Genomic DNA, 18,740 nt, shown 5'->3' on the forward strand with positions numbered 1-18,740 from the left:
AACTAAAGATTTAGGAATCATGCCCCTGCAACCAGGGGTATGCCGACGTCGGGCGGCAAGCCCGTTTTTAGTCGGCCTTCCTTTTAGCGACGAACCGATGATGACTTATCGTAGGGCGATTTCGTGAAGTCGCCTAGTTGCTGGGCGCTGAAGCCGGACGTGGCTATTCAGTTATTCCCTTATCCCAAAGCAACAAATTTTATACTTTCTTATTCTTGAACAAAGGCGCAAGCGCCCGTTTAGCAACGTAGTGAATGGAACGAATCAACGGATATAAAGAATCATGCCACTAAAACAGGGGTATGCCGACGTCTGAGCGGCAAGCCCGTTTTTAGTCGGCCTTCCTTTTAGCGACGAACCGATGAGGCCTTATCGTAGGGCGCATTTCTAAAGTCGCATCGTTGTTGGGCTCATGCGCCGGACGTGGCTGCTATTCAGTTATTTCGTTATCCCCAAGCACCTATTTTTATAGTTTCCACAATAAAAAAGCTTGCAGGAAACCATACAGTTTCTCTACAAGCTGAAAATCGAGGGATTGTTTTTAAATTTTATTTACCAATAAACTGTTGCGTCCAATGGTTACCTTGTTGAACATAACCGACACCGATATGTGTAAATTTAGCATTCATAATGTTTTCGCGGTGCCCTTGGCTGTTCATCCATGCATTGACTACTTCTTGTGGGCTGCGTTGTCCTTTAGCGATATTCTCTCCTGCTGCAGAATAGCTAATGCCGTATTTCTTCATCATATCAAATGGTGAACCATATGTTGGACTGTTGTGCGCAAAGTATCCATTTGTTGCCATATCTCTTGATTTTTCACGTGCTACCTTACTAAGCTCTTTATCTACTTTTAAAGCTGGAAGACCTTGTTTTGCTCTTTCTTGATTTGTTAAATCAACTACTTCCTGCTCAAATTGACTTAATTCACTCTTATCAGCTTGAGTAGGTTCTTGTTTTTCCTGCTCTTGAACTTTTTGCTCATTTGGATTTTCTTGTTGTACTGGTTGTTTTGCAGCAGGTTTTTGTCCATTTGGAGTTTGTTCTGTTTGCTTTGTTTGTTCTGCTGGTTGATTAGCTTCAGGACGTTCTATTTTTTGTTTGTCTGCTGGTTGAGTTTGTTCTTCCTGCTTATTGCCTTGGTTTTGTTTATGAACATGATTCCAATCTATCTTTTGTCCATAACAATTTCTATTTTTCATATGTTTTTGAAGCATACTATTTATATTATCTTCAGAAATGCTTTGCCAATTACCGTTAATAGAATAATAGACTTTATATTTCTGACCACTTGCTGGTTCTTTTGCGACAGTATCTGCTGAAGCTGATAATGCTCCTCCAAAAAGTAAAGCTGATGATAGTGCTGTTACTACAGCTACCTTTTTAAACATGTTGATCTACACTCCCTTTGGTTTTGTTTTGTGCAAATTCATCATAGCATGGAATTTTTGTAATAATTGTGGCATCAATTTCCAAGCCCAGACAAACAAACTGTTCTAAAAAAGCAAGCCTTAAAATAAAAGGAGCGAAGAATTTCCCACAGACACAAACAATGGAAAATCTTCAATCTAAAGGTAAAAATTTCATGAAATTTAGGATTGACAACCTTAAAAACATAGACGTATTGTTACAATTTTTGACTTTTTGTAATCAAATTGTTACGCTTATCTCTCCCCTGAATTTTGTAAAATATAGTATAATTGATATTTAACACTAGGGAAAGTGGACCTTGCACAGTTGTTGATCTGCTAAACAAACGGATTATATAATAGAAAATACGTCGAGGAAAGTCGTTCCATCATTTTTTCAATCTATTTCGACGACACAATCTAACAATTTAAAACTACCATAAACTAACACTTGTCCAGCAACCCCCTAAAATGCTAAAAATAAAGAGAATGCTATAAAAGGAAAAATGTATTCATTGGAGGATTCAATTATGTTTTCTACTGCAGAAGTTGGAATTGATCTTGGAACTGCAAACATTTTAATATACACAAAATCAAAAGGAATTGTATTAAACGAGCCATCCGTTGTTGCTATTGATGTTAACACAAAGCAAGTAGTAGCTGTTGGTGCAGAGGCGAAAGAAATGGTAGGAAAAACACCACAAAATATCATCCCCATTCGTCCGCTAAAAGATGGTGTTATTGCTGATTATGACGTTACATCGCAAATGTTAAAAGCATTTCTGAAAAAAGTAAGTAAACAAATTGGTATGTCCATGCGTAAACCTGTAGTTGTTGTCTGTACACCATCAGGTAGCACTACTGTAGAACGAAGAGCAATTCATAATGCTGTATCAAGTTATGGTGCGAAACAGGTACACTTAATCGAAGAGCCAATTGCTGCTGCTATTGGAGCTGATTTACCTGTTGATGAGCCAGTGGCTAATGTGATCGTTGATATTGGCGGAGGTACTTCTGAAGTTGGCATTATTTCTTTCGGCGGGGTTGTCTCCTGTAATTCAGTTCGTGTCGGCGGTGACAAAATGGATGAAGAAATTATTCATCATATCCGCAAAAACTATAACGTCCTTATTGGTGAGCGTACCGCAGAAAATATAAAAATGGAAATTGGTTATGCGCATCCGAATCATAAAGAAGAATCGATGGAAATTCGCGGTCGTGATATGGTTACTGGTTTACCAAAAACCATCACGATAACTTCAAAGGAAATTCACCTTGCGTTAAAAGAGTCGTTGGAGCAAGTGTTAGAAGCCATTCGTTTGACCTTGGAAAATTGCCCACCTGAATTAAGTGGTGATATTGTGGATCACGGTATAGTACTTACAGGAGGAGGAGCTTTGCTTCACGGTATGAAGGAATGGTTATCACATGAATTGATTGTACCTGTTCATCTTGCTCCTAATCCTTTAGAGTCTGTAGCGATTGGAACAGGTCGCTCATTAAAAATGATCCATAAACTGCAAAAAGCTGCAAAATAATGCATCTAGTATTCTGCATGCATAGTAGCAGAATAGACGAGTATAAAGTGAATCCTCCATCAGTGGAGGTTTTCATTCATCCCCCACGGCTCGTTAGTACCGTAGTGGTATGACCTAAAGTCTTATGAAAAGGCACTGTTATCTCCCGCTTTTAGGTGCAGTACAGACTATCCTGCACCTGAAGTGGGGGTCTTACAGCACTTTATATACGGGATAAACTTCACTTTCTTATTATGTAAACCTACCATGCTCAGAGGGAATCTTTAAGCATGGTAAACTATTATCCTGCATACTTACAATGGAACGATAAAAATAAAACCTTAATTTATGATCGATGCGTATACCTATTCCGCTTATCTTCTCACTATACACTTCATGGTTTATAAAAATCCCAAAGCAACCGTTTACAATCTCGACAATTCATTGTATACTGAAAAATAAGAAATCATTACATTCCTATCAAACGTTTACCTATCAGTTTACTGCCTAATCTGTTCACAGCTCCATTCCAGAGTTGTTACAACAGGTAAAAGCCAGTTCATGTTTAAATTGCACTAACCTGTAATTTAACTTTGAATTGGCTTTTTTACGTTTATTTTTTATCTTCCCATATAAAAGGCACCATAGTTGTCTTTTTATGCTATAAGGCGAAGCTTAGAAGATAAATGGATGTTAATTGTAAGTGCAAATGCCAGGTTCTATTCAGAAGTCTTTCGTTCACACCCTTACGACAAGGACTACCTTTGGTGGTTAAAAAAAGAGCCTGTTGACTGAAGATTTACTTTATACTTTATCGAATGGTAGGAAGCTTTAACGTATTTGTAGCAGAAGAAGACAAGAGCTTTTGCAAGATATTCTAATTAAGTAAAAGGAGGGAAAGCATGGCGAAAGCCTTGGAACATATTCGAATCCTTGACTTGTCCAGAGTATTAGCCGGTCCATACTGTACGATGATTCTGGGTGATTTAGGAGCAGAAATAATTAAAGTCGAAGCACCTGGTGGAAGTGATGAAACCCGAAAATGGGGTCCACCGTTTCAAAATGGGGTTAGTGCATATTATCTATGCACCAATCGAAATAAAAAAAGCATTACCATTGACCTTAAATCCGGAGAAGGGGTTAAAACAATAAAACAGCTAGTAAAGGATAGCGATGTCATCATTAACAATTTTCGTACTGGGACGATGGAGCGATTTGGGTTAGATTATGAAACGCTGTCCAAAATTAACCCTAAATTAATTTATTGTTCGATTACCGGATTCGGTGAAACAGGTCCGTATAAAGATATGCCTGGTTATGATTTTATCATTCAAGCTATGAGTGGACTAATGAGTATAACGGGAGATGAACAGACAGGACCACAAAAAATGGGTGTTGCTATAACGGATGTCTTAACTGGCATGTATGCATGTATTGGCATTCAAGCCGCTTTATTAGAAAGGTCTATTTCACAGCAAGGACAAAAATTAGATATTGCGTTATACGATGTAGCTGTTAGTGCACTCGTAAATGTTGGAAGTAATTATTTCATGTCAGGAGAAATACCATCTCAGCTTGGTAATCAACACGCGAACATCGTCCCTTATCAGACTTTTCGAACAAAGGATGGACAAATGGTCATTGCCGCTGGGAATGATCGGCAATTTGAAGCCTTATGTGATATTGCTGGCGAACCGTCTTTAAAAGACAATCCTAAATTTAGAACAAATCCTGACCGGGTAGCACACCGAAAAGAATTAATACCGCGACTGCAGCAATTGTTTTCACAACAGCCGACTGCCTACTGGCTGAAGAAATGCAAACAGCAGTCCATCCCATGTGGTCCGATTCAAAATATTGCCGAGGTAGCAGCTGACCCTCAGCTAGCTGCAAGAGAAATGTTCGTCCAAATGTCTCATCCAACTGCAGGAGAAATTAACATGATTGGAAGCCCGTTAAAACTATCACGCACCCCTGTTTCTTATCGTCATCATCCACCAAATGCAGGTGAACATAATCAAATTATTATGGATTAGAACTTATATGCCGCTTCCAAAATAGGGCATTAAAGTGTGTTATCTCCCACTTAGACTTAATTGCAGTACAGATTATCCTGCTCCTGAAATGGAAGTCTTACAGCAACTTATATACGGGATAAAATAAAAGCATCTGAAACATAACATCAGCTAAAATATAATTTGATTAAAAGAACGCAATGATAAATTTTATGAACAAAGGCTCGGGGCGCCCGTTTAGCAACGTAGCGATTGGAACGAATCAACTAAAGATAAAGGAATCATGCCACTAAAAACAGGGGTATGCCGACGTCGGGCGGCAAGCCCGTTTTTAGTCGGCCTTCCCCTTAGCGACGAACCGATGATGACTTATCGTAGGGCGATTTCGTGAAGTCGCCTAGTTGCTGGGCGCTGAAGCCGGACGTGGCTATTCAGTTATTCCCTTATCCCAAAGCAACAAATTTTATACTTTCTTATCTTTTTAGAAAAACTTGGCTTGTCGCCAAGACTTATGGCGGAAGCCTTTGTTTTTCTTATACTATAAACCAAAAAAATCTTATACTTTCCTATAGTGGAACAAAGGCTCGGGGCGCCCGTTTAGCAACGTAGCGAATGGAACGAATCAACTAAAGATAAAGGAATCATGCCACTAAAACAGGGGTATGCCGACGTCTGGGGCGGCAAGCCCGTTTTTAGTCGGCCTTCCTCTTAGTGACGAACCGATGAGGCCTTATCGTAGGGCGCATTTCTAAAGTCGCATCGTTGCTGGGCTCATGCGCCGGACGTGGCGATTCGATTATTTCGTTATCCCTAAGTACCTCATTTTATACTTTTGTATGAAAAAACAACTCTATTTAACTTATCTAACTCATTTATTTTAGACAGTATTTTAAGAATCTAAACATTAAAGCAAAAGTTTTTTCATGATAGATGGTGGCTTGTGCTCTAGGCGAGCCATGCTGGTTTCTTATCTTACTAAAAAAACAATGCAAAAATATGACAAGTAATTATTTCATTTATTAAAAGGAGCTGTTTATTTATGGATTTTCAATTTACAGAAGAGCAAAACATGTTACGCAACACTGTCCGCCAGTTTACGGATAATGAGATCATGCCTTACATTTCCGAGTGGGATCGAAAAGGAAAATTCGATCCAGCTATTATAAAGAAGCTAGCCGATTTAGGATTAATGGGCGTATGTATTCCAGAAGAATATGGTGGAAGTGGCATGGATTATAATTCGCTTGCCATTGTTTGTGAGGAATTGGAACGAGGAGACACTGCTTTTCGTACTGCTGTTTCCGTCCATACTGGATTAAACAGTATGACTTTATTGCAATGGGCAAATGAAGCGCAGAAGCAGAAATACCTCGTCCCACAAGCAAAAGGAGAAAAAATAGGTGCATTTGGATTAACAGAGCCTGGTGCTGGATCAGACGTAGCTGCAATGGAATCCACTGCTTACCGGCAAGGTGACTATTATATTTTAAATGGACAAAAAACTTGGATTTCTTTATGCGATACAGCAGACAATTTTATCGTGTTTGCCTACACAAAAGATCGCTCGGAAAAGCATAAAGGAATTTCTGCCTTTATTGTAGAAAGAGAATGGGAAGGTTTTTCTTCTAAAGCGATTAAAGGAAAACTGGGAATTCGGTCAGGCAATACTGGAGAAATCTTTTTTGACCATATTAAAGTTCCAAAGGAAAATTTACTTGGTGAAGAAGGAGAAGGCTTTAAAATTGCCATGTCTGCTTTAGATAACGGCAGGTTTACCGTCGCCGCCGGAGCTGTTGGACAGATCATGGCCTGCTTGGAAGCAAGTATATCCTATTGTCATGAACGATCAACCTTTGGCAAAGAGATTGGTAAACACCAACTTGTCCAACAAATGCTCGCTAATATGGAAGCAGGCTTACAAATGAGTCGCCTACTCGTTTACAAGGCAGGTGAATTGAAAAATGCCGGCAAGCGAAACACTCGAGAAACTTCACTAGCTAAATGGCAAGCTTGTGACTTTGCCAATAAAGCAGCTGATGATGCCGTGCAAATTCATGGTGCTTATGGATTCTCTGATGAATACCCTGTGGAGCGTTATTTGCGTAACTCTAAAGCACCAGTCATATACGAAGGAACAAGAGAAATTCATACCATCATGCAGGCAGAATATGTACTTGGTTACCGAAAAGATAAACCTCTCCATAAAATGCTGCCAGCTTGGGAAGAAAATGTTCATATCAAGTAACGGTTTATATGATAGACCTGTTACCACATGTTAACTGTTCCCAATATATAGGAACGAACCAGTTAGTTATCATGGTTAATCACTTAAATCACATATAACTCAAATGGTTTTTAGAAGCTGATCTAAAAACGCAGCTTTCATACCGTAATGGTGGTATAAAAGTTGCGCTAAACGGACTTTCACAGCCTGTTTCTTTTCTTGAAATCATTGGCTACCCTCAAATGATAGCCAGAAAATTATAGGAGGTACGTTCATGTTCAACGCTTATACAAAAAGTATTTTTATTAATGGTAGTTGGCAGGAGATCAACGAAAATGCAACAGAAACGGTTTATAATCCAGCTACAGGAAGTCCAATTACATCTGTTGCTTATGCAGGAGCAAAAGAAACGGATCAAGCCATCGCTGCTGCCCTTCAAGCATTTCCAATGTGGAGTGAGAAAACCGGTAGAGAGCGCTCGACTTTCCTATACAAGGCTTATCAGCTTATGCTAGAGGAAGTGGAAAGACTTGCCGAAATCGTAACGATGGAACAGGGAAAACCTCTTCGTGAAGCAATGGACGAAGTAAAAGGAGCGGCACAATTTTTACTATGGTATGCAGAAGAAGCAAGCAGAAATTACGGTGAATGGCTTCCCTCGTCGCTAAAATCCAAAAGAATGGTTGTCGTTCCACAGCCAGTTGGTGTGGTTGGTGCTATAACGCCATGGAACTTTCCATCTTCTATGATTACAAGGAAGCTTGCACCTGCATTGGCAGCAGGGTGTACGGCTGTACTAAAACCTGCACCCGAGACACCATTATCCGCAATTGAAATTATAAAAATATTTGCACGTGCTGGAATGCCTAACGGGGTAGTTAATCTCGTAACAGGGGATGCACAAGCTATTGGTCATCAGTTACTTACAAATAAAGATGTCCGGTTAATTACTTTTACCGGTTCCACAGCTGTTGGTAAACATTTAATGCGAGAAAGCGCCGAACATGTAAAGAAACTTTCCTTAGAGTTGGGTGGTCATGCTCCTGGCATCGTGTTTCCAGATGCTGATTTAAACAAGGCCGCATCACTCGTTCTCGCAAGCAAATTTCGCAATAACGGGCAAACTTGTATTTGCACAAATCGGCTATTCGTTCATGAATCCGTAGTTTCTGATTTTGTTCAATTATTAAAGCACAACATAGCCAACTTAAAACTGGGGAATGGGTTAGAAAAGGAAACGGATATCGGTCCATTAATTAATCAGCAAGCATGCGAAAAAGTAGCAGCACATGTCCATAACGCGATTGAGAAAGGTGCTGTAACCGAATATGGCGGACAGCGCTGGCATCAACAAGGGCTATCTGAATATTATTTCGAGCCAACTATTCTCTCCAACGTAACAGATGACATGAAGATTATGCATGAAGAAACGTTTGGACCAGTATTGCCAATTCAAACCTTCTCTGACGAGACAGAAGTGATTGCTAAAGCAAACGATACCGATTACGGTTTAGCCGCTTATATTTTTACCGAAAATACAAGCATTGCTATTCGTGTCTCTGAAAAGCTTGATTACGGAATTGTTGGGGTCAATGATGTATTTCCTGCGTCTCCAGAAGCGCCTTTCGGTGGTATAAAGCAGTCTGGTTTGGGTAAGGAGGGCGGACATCATGGTATGGATGAATTCATGGAAAAGAAACTGATTTCTTTTGGCATTAAATCATCCGTCCATTAAAAAGCATCCCACGCAAGCAATATAACAAAGAATTAACCTGAGCTCCATGAATGTAGCATACTAATCACTAAGAACAAAGGCGCAAGGGCCCGTTTAGCAACGTAGCGAATGGAACGAATCAACTAAAGATTTAGGAATCATGCCACTAAAAACAGGGGTATGCCGACGCCTGAGCGGCAAGCCCGTTTTTAGTCGGCCTTCCTCTTTGCGACGAACCGATGATGTCTTATCGTAGGGCGCATTTCTAAAGTCGCATCGTTGCTGGGCTCATGCGCGGACGTGGCTATTCGGTTATTTCGTAATCCCCAAGCACCTCATTTTATGCTTTCTTATCTAATAAAAAAGGTTTAATTTAACGGTCCTCTGAAAGAAATCTCCCTCTCCAAGTGTGTGAAGGGCTTAGCCCAACAGTAAGGGGGAGATGAATTTCGGTTGAGCGATAGCTCGAGGGCTTTTTCTTTTGTACTATAAAAATGTATAAAGCTTTAGGCTTTAGTATAAGAAAAACGATAGCTTCACCATTAAAACTTGGCAACAAGCCAGATTTTTCTAACTTCATTCTATTGCTATGTTATAATCAGTCTTATAAAGTGAATCTTCAATTAGTGGTGGTTTTTATTCATCCCCCACGGCTTGTTTGTACCGTATGATATGACCTAAAGGCTTGTTACGAAATAGGGCATTTAGGTGCTGTTATCTCCCACTTAGACTTGTTGCAGTACAAGATTATCCAATTACTGAAGCGGGTGTCTTACAGCAACCTATATATGGGATAAATTCAGGATGTATCCAACAGCAGAAATAAGTTGAAATTAATAAACTGATGAACTTGGAGTGGTATTAGATGTTGTTAAGAGAACTAATGATTCCCATTATTATTTCGTTATCCGTTTGTATTCTATTTACTGTATTTTTTAAAGGTAAGGGAAAAGTGGATAAAGGATGTAAATTCAACTACTTTAGATTATCATATCGGCAAAAAATGATTAGAACAATAATATTATTTCCTATAGTAATTTTAGCTATGATATTTATTTATTATTTCTCGGATTTCAGCATAATAGAAAATATTATCTTAGGGTTGCTTTTCTCTATATTATTTGCTGGGCAATTACTCTACAATTATCTTATGTGGAAGAAAAATGAAGCACCATAAAGCTATGTCAATCATTTGATAATTCTCTTTAATAAGCGTGTTTTTTGGCAATAGACAGTTACTATTGAATCATCATTTTTATCATTAAGAGGTGAAATGAATGTTTGGAGAACAGCCAAAATGTTCATTATGCGAGAAAATAATAAGGGATGAGGATGTTGTGCTTGTGAAGATGCGTTGGCCAAAACGTAAAGGCATGACGGAAATTAAACGGTATCTTATAAATGAAGGAAAGTTTATCTGTGAAGATTGTTTTAAAGCTCGTGACTGAAGTTTACGCCATATCAAGATCTTATTTCGAATAAGACCAAGTTGATGATAAGCAGATGTTACTATCTAATTTAAAAGTAACGGAGAGATAATATGAAATATACTTGTCCATGTTGTGGATATATGACATTAGACGAAGAACCACCAGGTACTTATGATTTATGTGAAATATGTTTTTGGGAAGATGATCCTGTTCAATTTGTTGATCCCGATTATGAAGGAGGAGCTAATACTCCATCATTAAGGCAAGCACAAAAAAACTTTATTTTAGTAGGAGCTTGTGAAGCAAGGTTTATTGAGTTTATAAGGATACCGAATGAAAAAGACATAAAAGACACTAATTGGAAACGACTTTTGTAGAGGAGAGTATCTCTGTTAAAAAGTGCACTTCTTTTAAAGAAGTAAAGTGACAGGTTACGAATAATCAGATTTCATTTTTTATATTTAATCTTAATTAGAATTATCCACGGAGGTATTTTTTTGTGAGTAAACTAGATAATTTCTTTTATAGCTTTTTAGGTATAGAAAGTAATAATTTAGCTGGCATTACTTTGCACCATTTGGAACAAAAAATGAAAGATGAAAAATTCCCGGAAAAGCTGATAGAAGAAATACTTTTGGAATTTAATCAAATAATAAATCAACAAGGAGAAAAAGGTTTTCAAAAATGGCTTACTAATTTACATTACCAGGTTCCAGATCCTTTTAGCAGTGAATTAAAAGCCGCAAATATTTATAGCAATTATAGAAACTGGATAGAAGATGAAATTGTTAAATTAGAAAGAGAAACTGAATTAACTTGGGAAGAGCAAACAAAAGATATTGAATCCTTCAATATAAAAGCTAGAAAAGCTCAATTAGTATTGAGACATAGGATTTCTGAAATCGTTTTAGACTTATTAAATTAAACAAATGCTACTCTTAAATAAAGTGAGTCTTCCATCAGTGGGGTTTTTCATTCACCCCCACTGATTGTTAGTACTATAAGTTAAAAAGCCTATATTTGCTTTTTAGACTCATATTGTTTATATAAATCTTTTAAAGCAGATGCAAGTGCATTTCCTGCCTTACCTAAATAGTGTGCTTTAATCATCTCTACGGGCTTGTCAATCCCATCTTGTAAACTATGACCACGAAGTAAATGCTGTACAAAATTTTTCCCATGATCCGTAGCAAGTGTGCAGCCAGCTGTAACGATCACACCATACTTTTTATCAATTTCAGCAGTAATCGTTAATGTTTCATAAATACTTTGAGCAGCCATCCCTGAAGGTAGACGTGCATGCCCCGCAATAAAAACAGTGTTCAACGTCTTCCCCTCCTTATGAATCATGCGTTAAATGTTAGCAACTTTTCGTTTGCCTGTTTTAAAGTGAATCTTCCAGCAGTGAGAGTTCTTATTTATCCCCCACTGATCGTTAGTACCGTAACGGCATGCCCTAAAGGTCTTTAAACGAATCCGGCAGGCATTGCGGTAGTGTTATCTCCCACTTAGACTTGTTGTAGTGTGGATTCTCCAATTCTTAAAGTGAAAGACTTATAGCACCTTATATACGGAATATACCTTCTTCCCATCCCTCTCGGTTTCCTCGTATTCACGATCGATAGCCAAGTTTTTTCGATATCCGTTCAGCTGCCCGTTTTGTCTTTTCTTTTATCCGTTGTAAATTATCCCCTGAAAAACGGCTGGATAAACCGCTTATTGCTAGAGCAGCTATCATTTGGCTATGGTGATTGAAAATGGGATAAGATACACCTGTTGTATCTTCGTCCTGTTCACCAACACTATAAGCAAAGCCGTTTTCTCTAATCTGCCGCAATTCTTGTAACAGTTCTTCTTGTTTTACCAGCCGGTGCATCGATCGAAGCTCGGATTGCTGGACAATTTCCTGCTGTTTTTCCTCGGGTAAATAAGCTAAAAGCAGCTTTGGTCCAGAGCCAAGATATAGCGGAACACTTTTTCCAACCTTCGTATAAAGACGTAAAGCCCGCGTGCTCTCTACTTTCTCAATATATGTCGCCTGTTCATGATTAACAACCACTAAGTGTACCACCTCATTTAAATCTTTAGCCAAAGCTCGCATATATGGTAAGGCTATCTCTCTTATTTCTATACGGTTCGCTACTAAACTACCTAATTCTAATAGCTTTAATCCTAAACGGTATTTTCCGCCTTCTTCATCCTTCACTCTCGATACATATCCCTTTTGTTCTAAAGCAGTAAGTAATCGATACGTTGTCGGTTTCGGCATCCCAGCCTGTTCAGCTATGTCTTTAAGGGATAATACTTCTATATCATCCTGAAATAGCTCTAGTAATGTTAATGCTTTTAGAACACTTTGATTCATAAATTGAGCTCCCTTTGTTCCTTCTCTACCTATTATTACTGATGTGCTAAAAATTAGTAATCCGTGGATGTTTTACGACCATTACATGCGAAAAAAGTGCACCTTCATCACCATAGTCAACGAATAAGGCTTTAAGTTGTGTGTAACTGGATTATTTTATAGCGATTCAGTGGTGGATTAGGCCACCACTGAAATCTACCATCATCTCTTTTATCCAACTGAACTATGAACATACTGGTTATATGACCCATTTACCAAAGCACACTCAATTCCCTTTTGTATGAGAATAAACCGTATTCTGTTCATTAACTTGCTCTCGCTCTGAAATATACACACCACGCTTTGCCATTTCCTTTATATAGGAATCCCCTGGAACAATTTGTTCAGGCGGATAGACCCCTTTTCTATCAATCTTTTTACTGGCAATCATTTGTGCAACGATAGAAATCGTATTTGCTGTAGCTCTGGCCATGGCAGTGACGTTTGTTTGTGGATCTTTATAAGTTGTCATTTCATATGTGTAGGACGTTTTCATGTCCGCTTTCTTGCCGGCAATAAGTACCCGTAATAATACAGCATCCTCCTTATCACCTAAATCAACAATCGGGTCTAAAACTTTTAATAATACATCACGAGGGCAAATGGTACGTCCATTCACATCGACATGATAATTAGCTTTTGTTAAATTCAAGTCAACAAGCAGCTTAAACTTTTCCGCATGTCCTGGGTAACGAATGGTTTTGTATTCCAGTGTTTTTAATTCTGGATAAGAAATAGAGAGCGTTGAAGTTCCCCCTGAAGTATGAAAAGCTTCCAATGGACCAAATCTGTCAAAATGAATCGCTTCCACCTCAGATAAAGAAGGAATTTCCTGTTTCGCCCCATTTCGAATAATGAGTGATGGATCTGTATAATGATCAAATACACCCTCCATGGAAAATACATGATTATACTCCAATGGAGGTTCAGGTTTTACAGGAATACCGCCAACGTACAATTTGATTTCTTTCGGCTTATCCAGCTTGCTAGCTCCATAACCTGATAAAATATTGATCATGCCTGGAGCCACACCTAAATCAGGAATTAATGTAACACCGGCGCCTTGTGCTTTTTTATGCAGTGCCAACACTTTATCAGTCATGTGCCCAATGTGGCCGCCTAAATCCACTGCATGAACGCCTACCTCTATAGCTGTTTTAGCAACTACTTCATTGAATGAATAAAACAGCGCATTAATAATCACATCAAATTTTCTCATATAATTTGCTAATTCAACAACGTCTGCTGCGTTCACTTGATATGGGGTTAGCTTGACAGACTGCAATTGAGCACAAATGTTACTTGCTCTTGATAAATCAATATCTGCTAATCCAACTGCGGTTACTCCATCGCTAGCCACCAAATCTCTGGCAGCTTCCTTCCCCATTAGCCCAGCTCCTAAAACACCTATTTTCACTCCATTCACTCCTTTTTCTAAAACTAAGCCCAATAATATGCCAGGATAACTTGACAAGCGTTTCCCTAAAGGTGATGGAGCTTACCTCCACTGACCACGTGTCATTAGGAAAACCATTCATGGTACACTTTCGTTTGTCCTTTGCTAACCGCCTTGAACTCGTTCACGTTATTCGATATCGATCTGGGCACGCTGTAGTTTACCACTGTAATCAACATAGATTGCTTTCCATTCTGTGAATACATCTAGTGCTTGCACACCTGAATCTCGGTGACCGTTTCCAGTTCCTTTTGTCCCTCCAAACGGAAGATGGATTTCTGCCCCTGTTGTTCCGGCATTAACATAAACAATCCCTGTATCTAAATCACGCTGTGCTCGAAATACTCGATTCACATCGTTTGTGAAAATCGAACTTGATAGACCGTATGATACTTGATTATTTACTTGAATCGCTTCCTCGAAATCCTTTACTGGAATTAATGAAACGACAGGACCGAATATTTCCTCCTGCGTAATGCGCATCGTAGCATTGGCATCAGTAAAAATTGTTGGAGTAAAGAAGTAGCCATCCAGTTCACCATTTGTATCCCATTCTTCGCCACCAGCTAGTAATGTAGCCCCCTCTTCTTTACCAATCTGTACGTACTTTTTAATTTTTTCTAATCCAGCTCGATTAATAATTGGACCAACCTTAACAGATTCATCTAATCCATTTCCAATCGTTAATTCCTCCAGTTTCACAAGTAAACGTTCTTCCAGCTGCTCTTTTACATGTTCATGAACAATCACCCGACTACATGCCGTACATCGTTGCCCGCTTGTTCCAAAAGCACTCCAAATAATCCCTTCTGCTGCTAGATCTAAATCAGCATCTTCCAACACAATCACCGCATTTTTTCCGCCCATTTCCAAAGACACTTTCTTTAATTGGCTTCCACATGCAGCTGCAATATCTCTGCCTGTATTGTTTGATCCCGTAAAGGAAATCACGCGTATATCGTCATGATGAACCATGGAATGACCTACGGAAGCGCCACTGCCAAAGACGACATTAAGCACCCCTTTCGGTAAGCCTGCTTCGGCAAATATTTTTGCCAATTCATAAGCCATGATTGGCGTCTCTGTAGCCGGCTTCCAAACGACAGCATTACCGGCAACGATAGCAGGAAATGACTTCCATGTTGCAATCGCAATTGGGAAATTCCACGGTGTAATAATTCCCACTACACCCACAGGACAGCGCTGGCTCATTGCGAATTTATCTTTTAATTCTGCTGGCGTCGTTTGCCCGAATAACCTGCGTCCTTCTCCTGCCATATAAAAAGCCATATCAATGCCTTCCTGTACTTCGCCTCTTGCTTCTTCCAACACTTTTCCATTCTCCGTCGTTAATAACTGCGACAGTCTTTCCTTTCTTTCCTTCATGATATTACCTACTTCATATAAAACCTCAGCCCGCTGTGGTGCAGGGACCAATGCCCATTCTTTTTGTGCTTGCTTCGCTGCAGCCACTGCCTGGTCAACTTCTTTTTTCCCTGACAAAGGTACATGTACGATCTCCTCACCCGTAGCAGGGTTATGAACAGCCACGGTTGGATTTGCTTCCTGCCATTCTCCAGCAATAAAATTTTTCAGCTTATCTGTTTGTAAAATCGTTGTCATATCAAATCTCCTCCTACTTTATTTTTTATGATTGTTACGATCACGGATGTCTGTAATTGTTTGTGACACAGATATTTGTTCTCGGTCACTCATTATTTCAATTACAGTTGGCTTTTTTGCTTGATAGCTTTCGGCAAAAGCAACCTTAAACTCCTGAATCGTTGTCACGCGATAACCAAGCGCCCCCACACTTATGGCTAAATCCTTGAAGCAAACCTCGCCTAAATCCGTAGCTATCACTTTCTGTGGATAGTGCATTTCTTGGTGCATGCGAATCGTCCCATACATCTTATTATTAAAAACGAGACATATGACTGGAATATTATAGCGAACAGCTGTTTCCAATTCTTGACAAGTCATCATAAAACCACCGTCACCTGCAAATCCGACAACCACCCGATTTGGAAAAGCAAGCTTAGCCCCTATCGCAGCCGGTAATCCATATCCCATCGCACCTGATGTTGGTCCAACATAGGTGTGAGGCTGTGTAAAAGTATAATACTGATGAATCCAACCAGCGAAATTGCCAGCATCATTTGTAATTATCGCATTATCTGGCAGTGTTGTTAATAAATAGGAAATAATTTCTGTGTTCATATGTGTAGATTCTGTCTCATCGATTCTGCTTGCATGAATATAACGTGCATTGCATGCAGAAGCCCATCTTTCCCAATTTGGAGTTAATTTCATCGTTTGTAATTGCAAAAGCGCTTCTTTCATATCAGCCACTATGGCAACGTCAGGAAAATAGCTTTTCCCAATACTGTTGAAATCAATATCAATGTGGATAAGTTGTTGATCTGTAGATAGAAGCGAATAGTCTTGGGTAGTCACTTCTGATAGTCGTGTACCAAAAGCTAATACAACATCTGCCTGTTGCACTGTTTTTAATACGGACTTCGGTGTTCCTAACCCTAAATGACCAGCATAAAGTAAATGATCATTTGGGAAGACATCATGCCTTCGAAACGCGGATAAAACTGGCAAATGAAACAGTTCCGCAACATGCTTCAATGCTACCTCCGCTTGTGCACTCTTCACCCCTCCCCCAGCTATGATGACAGGTCGCTTTGCATGATTTAACATCGCCTCCATTTTTTTCACTTCTGTTGCTGATGGTACTGGTGTTTGTCTTAGCGGCGTTTGCGGTGACGCTATGATTGTTTCTTGATGCAATACATCTTCTGGTAAAGAAATAATTACGGGTCCTGGTCTACCGGAAATCGCAATATGAAATGCTCGTTGGACGATCTCTACCGTGCGATCTGCATCTGTTAATTCCACAGACCACTTGGCGATAGGTTGAAAATAATGCGCCAAATCCACCTCTTGAAATCCTTCTTTGCCAATAAATTTGCTATGAACCTGCCCCAGAAATACGACCATTGGCGTAGAATCTTGATATGCTGTATGCACACCAATCGATAAATTAGTTGCACCTACCCCCCTTGTTGCCATCACAATTCCAGGCTTTAAAGCGGATTTTGCGTACGCTTCAGCCATAAACGCAGCTCCACCTTCATGACGTGCTGAGATGACTTGAATAGATGAGGTATCATATAAAGCGTCTAAAACCGGTAAATAGCTCTCACCTGGAACACAAAACACTTTTTCAACTTGCGCTTGCCTTAAGCAGTGAATAATTGCCTGTGCAGCAGTTTCTTTTTTATGGCTCATTTCCACCTTGTCACCTCTTTACATCCAATTTGCTCAAACGTCGAACGACTTCATCTAAACGTTCAGCATGTGTCGATAAAGAAATCCGAATAAAGCCTTCCCCATTTGCTCCAAACGCAGTTCCAGGCGTCACAATAATGCCGGTCTCTTCTAGTAACCGGTTAGCAAATGTTAGAGAGCTTTCTTCTCTAGGCACTTGCACCCAAAGATATAACGTGCCTTTTGGTTTTTCAGCGTGAAGCCCCAATTTCCCTAAAGCAGTATGCAGTTTTTCCATCCGTTGTTCATAAATAAGATTATTCTCCTTTACAGCAGTTAAATCACTTTGTAACGCCTTTGCCGCTGCTTTTTGAATCGGCATAAACTGACAGGTGTCGATATTGCTTTTTAAAGTGGCGAGTGCAGCGATAACTTCCTTATTCCCGACGATATACCCGATCCGCCACCCTGTCATATTAAAGCTTTTGGATAATGACCCTAATTCAACAACATAGTCTTTGGCACCTGGAATTTGTAAAGCGCTCGGGGCTTTATAATTGCCAAAGGTTACGAGGTCATAAGCTGCATCATGTGCGAGTAAAATATTGTATCGCCGACAAAAAGAAACCGCTTCCAAATAAGTTCCCCATTCTCCATATGCAGCAGTCGGGTTGTTTGGGTAATTAAGGAACATTAATTTCGCAGCTATTGCGTCCTGTTCGGAAATCTGATCAAACAAAGGTGCGTACTGATTATTAGCATCAAGCGGTAATGATACACTTACCCCTCCCGCCAAATGAACCCCTTTTCGGTAAGCTGGATAGCCTGGATCTGGAACCAACACTTTATCCATTGGATTTATAACTGCTTGAATTAAGTTCGCTATCCCTTCTTTGGAACCAATTAATGTAAGAACTTCTGTGTTGGGATCAAGAGTAACCTGATATCGTTTTGCATAAAAAGATGCCACTGCCTGTTTAAATTCGTCACACCCACTGTAAGGAGAATATCTATGGTTTTGCGGATTGTTCACTTGCTCCTTCAATTCTTCATAGACAAATGACGGTGTTGGTAAATCCGGAGAACCGATTCCTAAATCAATCACGTCTACGCCCTTTTGCTTAAGTTGTTCTTTTCGTTGCTGAAACTGAGAAAATAAATATGGGGGAAGATTTTTCACCTTCTCAGACACAAAAACCATTGTATTCCTCCCTATAAATTTCATTATACGAAATGGTATTTCATTTATTTACTAACAGTATAAGATATGTTCTACCAATTAGCAATATACT

Annotated in this window: 14 protein-coding genes; 7 read left to right on the forward strand and 7 right to left on the reverse strand. The window is 39.4% G+C overall.

Annotated elements, in window-relative coordinates:
• Positions 1 to 548: 548 nt before the first annotated feature.
• Positions 549 to 1,391, reverse strand: a complete 843-nt coding sequence (locus BKP57_RS05420; RefSeq protein ID WP_072741122.1) for a CAP domain-containing protein — start codon at positions 1,389 to 1,391, stop codon at positions 549 to 551.
• A 548-nt stretch (positions 1,392 to 1,939) separates the two neighbouring features.
• Here BKP57_RS05420 and mreBH point away from each other — a divergent pair.
• The 7 genes from mreBH (at position 1,940) to BKP57_RS05460 (ending at position 11,234) form a co-directional block, all read left to right on the forward strand.
• Positions 1,940 to 2,947 (forward strand): rod-share determining protein MreBH, encoded by a 1,008-nt coding sequence (mreBH, locus tag BKP57_RS05425; protein ID WP_050351587.1) that lies wholly within the window; start codon positions 1,940 to 1,942, stop codon positions 2,945 to 2,947.
• 881 nt (positions 2,948 to 3,828) lie between these two features.
• Positions 3,829 to 4,962, forward strand: coding sequence for a CaiB/BaiF CoA transferase family protein (locus BKP57_RS05430; protein WP_050351588.1), 1,134 nt, complete (start codon positions 3,829 to 3,831; stop codon positions 4,960 to 4,962).
• A gap of 1,018 nt (positions 4,963 to 5,980) precedes the next feature.
• Positions 5,981 to 7,186, forward strand: coding sequence for an acyl-CoA dehydrogenase family protein (locus BKP57_RS05435; protein WP_050351589.1), 1,206 nt, complete (start codon positions 5,981 to 5,983; stop codon positions 7,184 to 7,186).
• Between the two features lie 253 nt (positions 7,187 to 7,439).
• A complete protein-coding gene (locus BKP57_RS05440) occupies positions 7,440 to 8,900 on the forward strand; it encodes an NAD-dependent succinate-semialdehyde dehydrogenase (RefSeq protein WP_050351590.1) in 1,461 nt (486 codons plus the stop codon).
• Positions 8,901 to 10,156: 1,256 nt separating this feature from the next.
• The gene (locus tag BKP57_RS05450; RefSeq protein WP_050351592.1) at positions 10,157 to 10,327 is read left to right on the forward strand and encodes a hypothetical protein; all 171 of its coding nucleotides are present in this window, start codon (positions 10,157 to 10,159) and stop codon (positions 10,325 to 10,327) included.
• A 92-nt stretch (positions 10,328 to 10,419) separates the two neighbouring features.
• On the forward strand, positions 10,420 to 10,686 hold the full coding sequence (locus tag BKP57_RS05455) for a CPCC family cysteine-rich protein (protein ID WP_050351593.1): 267 nt from the start codon (positions 10,420 to 10,422) through the stop codon (positions 10,684 to 10,686).
• 122 nt (positions 10,687 to 10,808) lie between these two features.
• A complete protein-coding gene (locus tag BKP57_RS05460) occupies positions 10,809 to 11,234 on the forward strand; it encodes a hypothetical protein (protein WP_232231328.1) in 426 nt (141 codons plus the stop codon).
• A gap of 89 nt (positions 11,235 to 11,323) precedes the next feature.
• Here BKP57_RS05460 and BKP57_RS05465 read toward each other — a convergent pair whose 3' ends face one another.
• From BKP57_RS05465 to BKP57_RS05490, 6 genes are all read right to left on the reverse strand, one after another.
• Positions 11,324 to 11,635 (reverse strand): DUF3870 domain-containing protein, encoded by a 312-nt coding sequence (locus BKP57_RS05465; protein WP_050351594.1) that lies wholly within the window; start codon positions 11,633 to 11,635, stop codon positions 11,324 to 11,326.
• 286 nt (positions 11,636 to 11,921) lie between these two features.
• Positions 11,922 to 12,674, reverse strand: a complete 753-nt coding sequence (locus BKP57_RS05470) for an IclR family transcriptional regulator (protein ID WP_072741123.1) — start codon at positions 12,672 to 12,674, stop codon at positions 11,922 to 11,924.
• Between the two features lie 265 nt (positions 12,675 to 12,939).
• Positions 12,940 to 14,130 (reverse strand): saccharopine dehydrogenase family protein, encoded by a 1,191-nt coding sequence (locus tag BKP57_RS05475; protein WP_050353449.1) that lies wholly within the window; start codon positions 14,128 to 14,130, stop codon positions 12,940 to 12,942.
• 168 nt (positions 14,131 to 14,298) lie between these two features.
• Positions 14,299 to 15,792, reverse strand: coding sequence for an aldehyde dehydrogenase family protein (locus BKP57_RS05480; protein ID WP_072741124.1), 1,494 nt, complete (start codon positions 15,790 to 15,792; stop codon positions 14,299 to 14,301).
• Between the two features lie 18 nt (positions 15,793 to 15,810).
• The gene (locus BKP57_RS05485; protein ID WP_072741125.1) at positions 15,811 to 17,475 is read right to left on the reverse strand and encodes a thiamine pyrophosphate-dependent enzyme; all 1,665 of its coding nucleotides are present in this window, start codon (positions 17,473 to 17,475) and stop codon (positions 15,811 to 15,813) included.
• 4 nt (positions 17,476 to 17,479) lie between these two features.
• Positions 17,480 to 18,649, reverse strand: coding sequence for an aminotransferase class I/II-fold pyridoxal phosphate-dependent enzyme (locus BKP57_RS05490; protein WP_050351598.1), 1,170 nt, complete (start codon positions 18,647 to 18,649; stop codon positions 17,480 to 17,482).
• Between the last annotated feature and the right edge of the window lie 91 nt (positions 18,650 to 18,740).

Source organism: Virgibacillus sp. 6R, assembly GCF_001895305.1.
Classification (GTDB): domain Bacteria; phylum Bacillota; class Bacilli; order Bacillales; family Amphibacillaceae; genus Virgibacillus; species Virgibacillus pantothenticus.